Origin of the sequence: Actinomadura madurae (assembly GCF_900115095.1) — a bacterium.
Lineage (GTDB): Bacteria > Actinomycetota > Actinomycetes > Streptosporangiales > Streptosporangiaceae > Spirillospora > Spirillospora madurae.
This window is the reverse complement of the sequence record NZ_FOVH01000052.1, coordinates 1-1773: the sequence shown is the minus strand read 5'-3', so window position 1 is coordinate 1773 and position 1773 is coordinate 1. Positions and strand designations below refer to the sequence as shown.

General features: G+C 62.9%; 3 protein-coding genes. 1 reads left to right on the top strand and 2 read right to left on the bottom strand.

The genetic code is table 11. From position 1 onward, the window contains the following. Window positions 1-107: 107 nt before the first annotated feature. Together BM339_RS47340 and BM339_RS47335 are read right to left on the bottom strand one after the other, a co-directional pair. Window positions 108-590 (bottom strand): PIN domain-containing protein, encoded by a 483-nt coding sequence (locus BM339_RS47340; protein WP_177287951.1) that lies wholly within the window; start codon window positions 588-590, stop codon window positions 108-110. Between the two features lie 14 nt (window positions 591-604). Beyond that, on the bottom strand, window positions 605-916 hold the full coding sequence (locus BM339_RS47335) for a hypothetical protein (protein ID WP_075025108.1): 312 nt from the start codon (window positions 914-916) through the stop codon (window positions 605-607). Between the two features lie 368 nt (window positions 917-1284). Between BM339_RS47335 and BM339_RS47330 the strand changes: the two genes are divergently transcribed. Next, on the top strand, window positions 1285-1659 hold the full coding sequence (locus BM339_RS47330) for a type II toxin-antitoxin system RelE/ParE family toxin (protein ID WP_075025107.1): 375 nt from the start codon (window positions 1285-1287) through the stop codon (window positions 1657-1659). Window positions 1660-1773 lie beyond the last annotated feature (114 nt).

Here is a 1773-nt window from a genome sequence, read left to right as displayed (position 1 = left end):
CGTCCGAGCCATCGCCACACCCTGCACGAACCGGCACACCGCATCACGCAGACACACCGACCGAGATCAACTTCTCAAACACGCACTTAGACATCGCCCACCGCGCGCTACCGCCGCCGACGGGCGTGACGGCGCATTCCATCCACCTTCTCGCAAAAGACGCCCGGTGTGATGATCGGAGTGCCACGCCACGGCGACATAGAGATCAAGTCAACGTCGTTGCTCACTACCAACAGCGCCCCGACCTCAACCGCCAGATCAAGGATCAAGTTGTCCTCATGGTCGGGGCAGTCATGCACTGTGCGAGGTGGATCGATCACTTGTCCCTCACTGTGCTCGGCTATCGCGACCAGTGCCGCCCAGTAGGCACTGGCCTTGCTCTCCTCCCACTTGAAGAGCTCCACAAGGATCCGCTCGATGTTGCGCAGAATGTGCGGAGAGAGCCACAGCGAGAACTCTGCTGCGTCATTTGCGACGCCCACGCAGTCCGCTGAGGCGTTGCCCGATGTGGGCGGAGGTGAGGGCCAAGAGCGGAAAGGACTGTTACCGCTAGCCGCAGCCGTGACCAGCACGTTGATGTCGTAGACCACGGGCGTCGACATTGTCAGGCCTCGTCCTTGCCCTTGAGGAACTCTCGGATCCGGTCGGGCACCTCAGCCGGCTCGATACCTAGCTCGGCGGTGCGCTGCTGACCGTAAGCTTGAAGATCGCGCATCTGCTCCGCAAGCATGATCGACTTCATGACACGGTATGTGGCCCGCAGGTAAGCCGACCTGTTGCCGTCACCGAAGTAGTCAACGAGCTCGTCCAAGGTCGGCCGGTCCTCAGTTTGGACAGAGAACCCCAGGGTCTGTGCCTGCGACCTGCCGTGGTCGCGTGATGCTCTGGTCTTGCGGTTCTTCGTCTCTGCAGCCATGTCGTCAAGTGTACTTGATTGCTCATTAGATGCGAGAAGTTGCACTCAGGCGGAGGCTGTAAGCAGACCCCAGCGACCACGTCGGGGGCGCAGAGTTGACGACAACACTGACGACAACGGCCCCATACGTCGGACACCAGCGGCAGCCGTGAGGCACCTCCTACCTCGGCAGGAGTGCTGCCAGCAGGGGCGCCGCTACTCCTGAAAAGCGGAAGGTCGGCGGTTCGACCCCGCCCCTGCCCACCACAGATGACCAGCGAAAACTCCCCGGAGCCATGAGGCCCGGGGTGTTGTGTTTGACGGCAACCGACGTCATCAGGAAGCGGACGGTCGACCCTGCAGTATGAGCTAGAGGTTATATTGGTTGGGTGCCCTGGGACGTCATCCTCCTCGAACCGGTCGAGAGCTGGTTCCTCAAGCTGTGTGAAGCAGAGGCGGACACTGCGGCCTTAATCGAGCAGGCCATCGACAGGCTGGCTGAGGTCGGACCGACGCTGGGACGGCCACTGGTCGACACACTGGAACACAGCGAGCTACGCAACCTCAAGGAGCTGCGGCCCGGCAGCCGAGGACGTTCGGAGATCCGCATGCTGTTCGTCTTCGATCCGGACCGGGCAGCGATCTTCTTGGTGGCCGGAGACAAGGCCGGGCAGTGGTCACGCTGGTACGACGAGGCGATCCCGCAGGCCGAAGCCCGCTACGCCGAGTACCGGGCAGCGAAGGATAAGGAGGGCGGACGATGAGCACCGGACGCCGCTGGCAGGACATCAAGGCCGAAGCACACCGCCGCAACCCCGAACTGGCCGACCCCGAGCGCCAGGACCAGGCTCGCGCCGAACTGGACGCCTACGTCGCCG

Excerpts from the sequence above, each read along its gene's own strand:
- BM339_RS47335 (WP_075025108.1), bottom strand. The coding sequence starts at position 916 with ATGGCTGCAGAGACGAAGAACCGCAAGACCAGAGCATCACGCGACCAC.